Annotated in this window: 8 protein-coding genes and 1 pseudogene; 3 read left to right on the forward strand and 6 right to left on the reverse strand. The window is 56.1% G+C overall.

From position 1 onward, the window contains the following. The 6 genes and pseudogenes from IBX51_RS13570 to IBX51_RS13595 form a co-directional block, all read right to left on the reverse strand. Nucleotides 1–553: pseudogene (locus tag IBX51_RS13570) on the reverse strand (response regulator receiver-like protein); the annotation flags it as partial. Between the two features lie 13 nt (nucleotides 554–566). After that, a complete protein-coding gene (locus IBX51_RS13575; RefSeq protein WP_291831818.1) occupies nucleotides 567–1,736 on the reverse strand; it encodes a pilus assembly protein N-terminal domain-containing protein in 1,170 nt (389 codons plus the stop codon). Beyond that, the gene (cpaB, locus tag IBX51_RS13580) at nucleotides 1,726–2,622 is read right to left on the reverse strand and encodes a Flp pilus assembly protein CpaB (protein WP_291831819.1); all 897 of its coding nucleotides are present in this window, start codon (nucleotides 2,620–2,622) and stop codon (nucleotides 1,726–1,728) included. The genes IBX51_RS13575 and cpaB overlap by 11 nt, the downstream gene beginning before the upstream one ends. Before the next feature lie 57 nt (nucleotides 2,623–2,679). After that, the gene (locus IBX51_RS13585; RefSeq protein ID WP_291831821.1) at nucleotides 2,680–3,129 is read right to left on the reverse strand and encodes a TadE/TadG family type IV pilus assembly protein; all 450 of its coding nucleotides are present in this window, start codon (nucleotides 3,127–3,129) and stop codon (nucleotides 2,680–2,682) included. A 39-nt stretch (nucleotides 3,130–3,168) separates the two neighbouring features. Next, nucleotides 3,169–3,390, reverse strand: a complete 222-nt coding sequence (locus IBX51_RS13590; protein ID WP_291831822.1) for a hypothetical protein — start codon at nucleotides 3,388–3,390, stop codon at nucleotides 3,169–3,171. Between the two features lie 204 nt (nucleotides 3,391–3,594). Beyond that, nucleotides 3,595–4,971 carry a hypothetical protein gene (locus IBX51_RS13595; protein WP_291831823.1) on the reverse strand — a complete coding sequence of 459 codons (1,377 nt, stop codon included), beginning with the start codon at nucleotides 4,969–4,971 and terminating at the stop codon, nucleotides 3,595–3,597. Between the two features lie 275 nt (nucleotides 4,972–5,246). On the opposite strand from IBX51_RS13595, the gene IBX51_RS13600 reads away from it, so the two are divergent. From IBX51_RS13600 to IBX51_RS13610, 3 genes are all read left to right on the forward strand, one after another. Continuing rightward, nucleotides 5,247–5,741, forward strand: coding sequence for a hypothetical protein (locus IBX51_RS13600; protein WP_291831824.1), 495 nt, complete (start codon nucleotides 5,247–5,249; stop codon nucleotides 5,739–5,741). A gap of 172 nt (nucleotides 5,742–5,913) precedes the next feature. Next, nucleotides 5,914–7,011: an OmpA family protein gene (locus IBX51_RS13605; protein WP_291831825.1), complete on the forward strand. Its 1,098-nt coding sequence runs from the start codon at nucleotides 5,914–5,916 to the stop codon at nucleotides 7,009–7,011. Between the two features lie 15 nt (nucleotides 7,012–7,026). Then, nucleotides 7,027–7,309, forward strand: a 283-nt coding sequence (locus IBX51_RS13610) for an Ig-like domain-containing protein (RefSeq protein WP_291831826.1), incomplete at its 3' end; no start/stop codon positions are given.

Consider the following 7,309-nt stretch of genomic DNA (forward strand, 5'->3'; position numbering starts at 1 on the left):
CAAAATAGAAGGTGCGATTGGGCTCGGAGCTGGAATCCAGCGCCAGCAAGCTTTTGTTGGCCTCGTATTCGTTCAGGTCCACCACAAAATTTTGGCTGAAAAACCGGGTGTCGACCACCGGTGATGCCGACGTGATCAGGGTGATGTCGCCCCGATTCTGTTTGGCGCTGCTGGTGGTTATGGCGGCTGCCTCCGCCACTCTGCGGATGCGCTCGAGCGCGGTATCGGAATCCACGCCGGTAATCAGGCAATCCCGGGCACCGGCCCGCATGATGCTGAGCAGCAAATCCTGAGACAGCCGATGTGCTACGCCCACCAGCTGAGCACCGGCACAGGCTTTTTGAATGGCGGCGAAGACTTTCAGGGCGTGGTTGGCGTCTTTGTCATCGATAGCGACAATAACCACCGGGGTGCCAGTGGCCTGCACCAGGCGGCTGACCCGAGACAAATCGATGGAGCTTACGCACTCCAGTTGCCACTCAGCGCCCAGCGCGCGTTCCAGCCACACCCGGGCGCCTACGTCGTCTGCTACACAGATTATGGTTTCGCTCATCGGTGCCTTTCCCTTACCAGCTCAGTCCGCTTTCGATCGGCTCACCCGCTCCGCGGGCATTGATCACCATGTCTAGCCACCCGGTGCTGCTGTATTCGTACTCTTTACCAAAGTTACGCACGTTCGCCGGCAGTTTTTGTTGGGGGCTGACCAGCCGGGGAGTGACCACCATGATCAGTTCTTTGTCTTCAGAGGCGACCCGGTCTGACCGGAAGAACGCTCCCAGGATGGGCAAATTACCCAGCCCCGGCACCCGATCACTGGTGTTGGTGGTGGACCGGCTGACCAGGCCACTGATGATAAAACTCTCCCCCGATCCCATAGAAACCATGGTTTCGGTACGCCGGATGCGCAAACCAGGCACTGCAACACCACCAGTGGCCACACCGGAAGAAAAGTCCAGCTCGCTGACTTCCGGCGCGACTTTCAAAATAATCTGGTCTTCGCTGATCACGGTGGGGGTTAACGCCAGGCTAACGCCGAACTCTTTGAATTCGATCTGAATGTCGCCATCACGGGATGACACGGGGATCGGAAATTCACCGCCAGACAAGAAAGTCGCCGTTTGGCCGCTCAGGCTAACCAGCGAAGGCTCCGCCAGGGTGTAGGCGAAGCCACCGGATTCCAGCGCATTGATAATGCTCAGGGAGTTGGAGCCAAAACTGAACAGATTAAAGCCTTCGGCACCCAGGCCCGCCGCAGCGGCATCCGCAGGTCCAAATCCGCGAGCGCCACTGCCGGGGGGCGCGAGAGTGATGCTGGAGTTGCCACCATTGAACAGCCGGGAGTAATACACACCCAGAGTGTTCAGCTCAGAGCGGTTAACCTCCACCACCCGGATGTCGGTTTGCACCTGCATCGGCAGCGGGCTTTTCGCGCCCAGCAGGTCCGATACCTGGAAATTGGTCTGGCGCGGCGCGCTCTCGCCTTTTAACCAGGCGCGAACAACCGACGACCCTTGCGCTTTAGCGGTTACTAACACTTCCCGGCTGCCGGTGGCGGTGACCGACACAACATCCGGGTTTGAGACCGACATTTTTTCAAGAGGCTTCATAAAGGACAGCACGTGCTGCTCGCCCGGAGCCACAGAAACCCGATCAGCATCCGCCAGCGCCGGCAGCGCCAACAGGCACATCAGGATTGGAAGCAAGCCCCGGCAGATGGTGTGGTGATCAGCGAACATAGACGCTCCTTGAGCCGGAACCTTCATAAATTTTGACCTCTTGCCCGGGATTTCTGGCGGGAGCTTGTCTCGGCTGGGGAGCCGGTGCCGGTTTGGCGCGGGCACTGGGGCGGATGTCTGCCATTAGCGTGACCTGTTGATCATCGGCCCGGGGCGCTTGTGCAGCATCGGAGCCTTCAGCAACGGTCTCTTCCGGCTTGGATGCGACAAAGTTCAATCTGGCCTCGGCTGCTGCCAGCACCAGCCGTGCAACGTCTTTCTGGGGCACCGACAGCACCATGGTCTGGTTGCGGCGCTGGCTGTCGTCACTGCTGTCACTGCCTTGCTCCATGGCGCCCCGCACAGCCAGCACTTCCACATTCTGTATCAGCCGAGCAGTACCCGCCTCCGTGCCACCTGCGCCGCGGAAGGTGCCATAAATGTCTACGTGATCACCGGGCTGAATAAGGCCACCGATACTGGACAGCGACGTCAGCTCAAAGGCCATGGCCCGAACCCCGTCCTGCAATGTCAACTGCAGTGGCGTGCCACCACTGATCAGATCCTGAGACAGCAGCATGCCGGCTCGTAAAGGACGGATCAGGGTATCGCCAAAAGGAGCGTCTTCAGAGGGAATGCTGTTGGCCAGTTCAACGGGCAGTTCAAATTCCTGAACGTGCTCTGGCTCAAGGCGGGCACCCGCGTCCAGATCAACGACCGCCACCAGATACCGATACATCGGCACCGCATCTTCTTTTACCGGCTGAGTGGCCTGGACCTCCGACTGCTGTGCGGGTGACGTTTGCGAGACCGGAGCCGGTGTTTGCATAAGACCGTAAACCGCCAGGCCAATGGCGAGCAAAGCCAACACCAGAGAGGGCACTGCGTAGATAAATTTTGTCCTCATATCTCCTGTCCTTACAACTGGCGATTAGACGGGCTGTGCCGGGCACAGGTGATGAGATCAGAAGGCAATGGACGATCGCGCAGTCAGCTGGCTGGGCATCGGGGGGAAGGCACCAACGCCGGGAAACCGGACTTGCGGCATAAAGGAGGAGTCGCCGGGGTCTGCCACCAGCACGCACTCCAGCAACTGCACGCCACCGGCACCACCGTGATCAACCCTTTTGCACTCGCGGATAGACAAGTGATCGGCCGTGACCGCAGGTAACCGGGCACTCAAGGCAGCCAGCACTTCGCTGCTGTGGGTGACGGCGCCGTCTGAGAAAGTTGCATATTCCCGGCGATCCAGCGAGAAAACAGCAGAGGCCGCACGATCAACGGCCACCTGCATCTGGTACTTGTTATAAAATAGTACCCCGTATCCCGCCGCACCGTAGATAATCGCCATGATCATCGGGAAGACCATGAGGAATTCCAGGGCGATGACGCCTCTATTGTTTTTGATACTCATAGCGCCCCCGAGCAAACCGGAAATCGATAACGACGTGCTTTAACTCGCGTCGACTTTTTCTTGGGCGTTGCCGAGTAATGAGTTAAATGTTTCAACAATTTTGCTGCCAATACCGCCCTCATCACCAGCCGTCGCAATGACGACTCCGAGAATAATAACGATAACCGCACCCAGCATCAGGTATTCCAGCGAGGACGCACCTTTCTGCCTGGACCCGACGGAGGGCTTAGCCAATCTGTTTTTGATAGCGAGAATATTCATGTGCAACGCTCCAATCTTGAGAAATGATTCTTTATTTTTCTGTTTTGGGTGATCCAGGCCCAGCCGAATGCGTACAGTATTAGTGATTCCATCCGACGATCATTTCCATAGCCACACCTTCATCCTAACTTCAATATTCGGATAGGACATCGTTATAACTGAAAAACTTTGTAAAGTTATTTGCCCGAAATGCCAAATCGCCTGTTATCTGTGCCAACGACCATCACGCCAGAACTGAGCAAGGTCCAGACCACGGGCAATGACCTCTTCCTCTACACACTCACGTATGGCCCGGTATATCGGTTCCCCTTTTTCGCGCTGCTGGCTGAACACGGTCGCCAGGCGACGGGCGAAGAACGGGCATGCAGCGCCCTCCTCCGCAAACTCATAACTCATCACCCTGGATGCGCCAAATAGCGGCGCCAACTGGCTTAGCTTGAAATCCGGATCTTCCTGACGAATCGCCTCGTAGATGTCACGGCCAGAGGCAGGTGCCGGCATGAACAGCGCGATGTCTTCCGGGTAACGGAACAGATAGCGCAGCAGGATAGACGTGGGCGCGTCAATTCGCTGCTCTGCCCGCTGGCGAAAACGGTAGAAGGCCTTGATTTGAATACCCAGCACCCAGTAAGACTCCGCACTGGTGAGCCCAAAGCTCTCCCGGAACAACGCGAAGGGGCTGTCGTTCCGGCCCAGGATAGGGCGTGTTGCCCGACTGTAAGCCGCCATTTTTTGATCTGAAACCGCGGCGGTGTTAGTCCACTTGCCTTTTTCGATGGCCTGCTCCGGGCTGACATCCCGCGAGATGGCCTCGTCTTCCAGCACTTGCAGGTAGTGCTTTTCAAACCACTCCCTAAATCGGCGCTTTACGTCAGCCTCGAACTCGAACAACTGCTCGTCGCTCATCCAGTCTGTTAACGAATCCCGTTCCCGCAGCAGCGCCCAGCCATGAGTATTGGCCAGCGCGGCACGAACTTCAGCGGGCACCTCAGCCGCCTTATCTGACAGGTTTTTTAACGCATTGGCAAAGGCCTGGGCGTATTTGGTGATCACCAGCAATTGCAGCCGGGTCACTGGCAGGCCGGCACCCTGGGAGCCGTCCCCACCCTCAGATAACATCTTGTAAGACGAGATGTAGGAGCGACCAAACAGGGGTGCAAATCCGGACTTGTTAGGGGCCCGGCCATCCTCTACGGCACCCGGCATAAAAGGCTGGAGCAGAGTAAAAACCTCTGGATGCGAGGGGCGCAGCGGCATAGGCACCCATGCTGGATGCTTCAATAGCAGCCGAACCAGGATGGCCTGATTTGGCCGCATGCCGGGCAGCTCTGCCACCACTTCGTCCTCACCGTCGGGCAGATCTATCGCCTCATCAGTCACCAGGCCGCGGCCCACGGTCTCGATGGTGCTTTTGGCTCTTTTCAGCTGACTTAGCCGGTTAAGAGGCACATTCATCAGCATGGCCATGTCAAGATCCCGAACTTCACCACCGCCAAGGTAGCTTTCCAGAACGGCTTTAAAGCTCAATAGAGACTGCCCATTAATCGGTTTTGATGGATGAGTGAGTTCGCTTCTGGCCATGCTTCTTATTTATCCTTTGAGACTCTTTGGCAATATCCCCACTGATTCACAAACAGTAGGCTTTCATTTTTCTATAATAATCTTCAATGTTACCATATGAAGCTGAACAGCCGACCCGGCCTCAGGCAACGACTTGCCGTTATCGCGCCGATTCTCTGGAGTAGCAAAATACTGTGTCTGCCATTGGTACAAAAACATTCTTTTTCTTTGAGGGCGAGCACCAGCCTGCCGAGCATACAATCAGCCAACCTGATTATTTTCAGGCGGCGGATTTTGTGCTCCCGCGTAAAGGCATCACCCTTTTGTATGGCAACAAGGGGCCTGGCAGTCTGATTGGCGCAGCTGTTCGCGAGAGCGCCAGCACCGGCCTTGGCGTTTGCTTTGCCGATATCAAAGTGGACATCGGCGAGTGGGACAGCAACAAACATAAATTGTCGACCTTCAAATCGTGCCGGTTTCTCAATCTGCCGCTGCGGGCCAACCGGGAAGTGCTGGACGACGTCAACCAGCGCTGGAACCAATGGCTAGACAGAGAAGGCGCACCCCGGGAAGACTTTCCCCGCAAACCCTCCAACCGGATGGACCTGCTCGACCGACTGGTTGAACAAGAACCCTACCGGGAGCTGAATGCCATTGCCTATGATGCGGTTACCCGCTTCGGCATCGCCAAATTTGTCACCGTCTTTAACCTTGAGGCTATTCTGGCGGACCAGGTCACCGTTATTCCTCCGCAAACAAACCTTCGCTTCAGACTTCCTGATCACGCCTGAACCCTCCCCGGGCCATGGCTTGTTCAAAATTTTTCCTTTTTAAGCGCCCGAACCCTTTAAGGATCATTTAGCTTGCTTGTTCGCCAAATGTAAAAGTTTGTAATCTTTTGTGGTGATATCGCATAATACAACTTATACTAATTTTGAGATTTAATTACAAGGAGACAAACTCATGCAAAGACGCATTCTGGCTCTGGCTGCCCTGTGCGGCGCCGCGCTTGTTCCTGGTCTCGCGATAAGCGCGGAGAACTTCCCCATCAGCTATACCACGGTGGGCGTGGAGGGAAGCTACGTTGACTCTGGCAACTCCCGCAACAAATCCGCTGTAGACGACAATCTGAACAATTACCTGGAAGGTGGGCTTAACCTGACTCATCAGTTTACTCCCAATGTCAGCCTGTTCGCTCAGGCCGCCTACGCCGAGCCAGAAACCCGAGTAAACAATATCGACATCGAGCTGTGGCGTTTTTCACTCGGGGGGCGGATTCATCCAGGCAAGTTCCGATTAGCCGGATGGCGCCCGTTTGGCGGCGCGGGCTACAGCAACACCAATCTGGATATAGACGGTGGTGGCAGCAAGAACGAAGACAGCCTTTATCTGGAAGGCGGCCTGCAACGCATGATGGCACCCCGCTTTATGTTTGAAGCAGGCGTACGCGCTCGCACTGAGCTGGAAGACGGTTATGTAGATGGCCAGTACTTTGCGGGCGTTCACTATCTGTTCAACCGTAAGTTCCCGGCGGCACCTCGTTCAGACATCGCTATGGCACCCGCGCAAGAGCCTGTTATTGCTCCGCCCAAGGATTCTGATGGCGATGGCGTAATTGACGAACTGGACAAGTGCCCGAACACCCCGCAAGGCGCTTTGGTGGATGCCGATGGCTGCCCCAAGGAGCTAACCCGTGAGATCCGGGAGACTCTGTACGTGGAGTTTGAGCTGGACAAAACCGAAGTACGGGAAGCCTTTTACCCGGAAATCGAAAAGCTGGCCAAGGTAATGAAGCAATACTCCACCTCCACCATTTTGCTGGAAGGCCACACCGACAGCACCGGCTCTGCCAGTTACAACCAGCGTTTATCCAAGAGTCGGGCAGACGCCGTGATGAAAGTACTGATCAACGAGTTCGGCATTGTGCGTGATCGGATTACCACTTCAGGCATGGGCGAATCCCAGCCGGTTGCCTCCAACAATACCCCGGAAGGGCGTGCCCAGAACCGTCGCGTAGAGGCCATTGTCTCTGGCGAACATACCGAAATCATGAAGAAGTAAGCAGAGGACGCAATCATGACTATTGCAAAACGTAGTTTGACGGCACTGGCCATTGCTTCATCTCTCGCTCTCGCTGGCTGTGGCGGCAGCGGTGGCCCGGGTGACCCACGTGTATCTGTCCCCCAGGATCCCACACGGGACCAGACCGAGCAGGCCTTGTTCTGCGATGCACCAAGTAGCAGGTTTGAGGTGACCGAGTTTGTTCCCGCAGATGGCGCAACCGGCGTTGCGGTCAACAGCAATGTGCGGATTACCTTCAATGCCAATCTGGACGCGAACAGTGTTAACGGCAATGTGC

Origin of the sequence: Marinobacter sp. (assembly GCF_014859525.1) — a bacterium.
GTDB lineage: Bacteria > Pseudomonadota > Gammaproteobacteria > Pseudomonadales > Oleiphilaceae > Marinobacter.

Excerpts from the sequence above, each read along its gene's own strand:
- IBX51_RS13595 (WP_291831823.1), bottom strand. The coding sequence starts at position 4,971 with ATGGCCAGAAGCGAACTCACTCATCCATCAAAACCGATTAATGGGCAG.
- IBX51_RS13575 (WP_291831818.1), bottom strand. The coding sequence starts at position 1,736 with ATGTTCGCTGATCACCACACCATCTGCCGGGGCTTGCTTCCAATCCTG.
- IBX51_RS13590 (WP_291831822.1), bottom strand. The coding sequence starts at position 3,390 with ATGAATATTCTCGCTATCAAAAACAGATTGGCTAAGCCCTCCGTCGGG.
- IBX51_RS13585 (WP_291831821.1), bottom strand. The coding sequence starts at position 3,129 with ATGAGTATCAAAAACAATAGAGGCGTCATCGCCCTGGAATTCCTCATG.
- IBX51_RS13605 (WP_291831825.1), top strand. The coding sequence starts at position 5,914 with ATGCAAAGACGCATTCTGGCTCTGGCTGCCCTGTGCGGCGCCGCGCTT.
- cpaB (WP_291831819.1), bottom strand. The coding sequence starts at position 2,622 with ATGAGGACAAAATTTATCTACGCAGTGCCCTCTCTGGTGTTGGCTTTG.